The organism is Frankia sp. Mgl5, assembly GCF_023242985.1.
Lineage (GTDB): Bacteria > Actinomycetota > Actinomycetes > Frankiales > Frankiaceae > Parafrankia > Parafrankia soli.
Genome location: NZ_JALKFY010000249.1, coordinates 1 through 250, shown reverse-complemented (window position 1 = coordinate 250; position 250 = coordinate 1). Strand labels below are relative to the sequence as shown.

General features: G+C 53.2%; 1 pseudogene. It reads right to left on the bottom strand.

Annotation, left to right across the window (positions count from 1 at the left end):
- A pseudogene (locus MXD62_RS09220) lies at positions 1-250 on the bottom strand (DNA repair exonuclease); the annotation flags it as partial.

The following is a 250-nucleotide window of genomic DNA, read 5'->3' as shown; positions in this document are numbered from 1 at the left end:
CTGCTGCCAATTCAGCTAGCGGCAATGGTGCATAAGGCTGATGTCCCCAATCCCGCCCCATCTCCACTGTCCCGTGTAAAAGCATCAAATGATACTGAAAGCCGGGGAGTTTGCCAGGAAAATTGCGCAGGGGCGACTCGGTCAGATGAGCCTGGGAAAAGCCCCAGCCATAGATCACGCAAGACTTTTCGGGAAATTCATAAACGCCCCACTCCGGCGTGAAAAAGATTACATTGGGCGGCCATTCCAA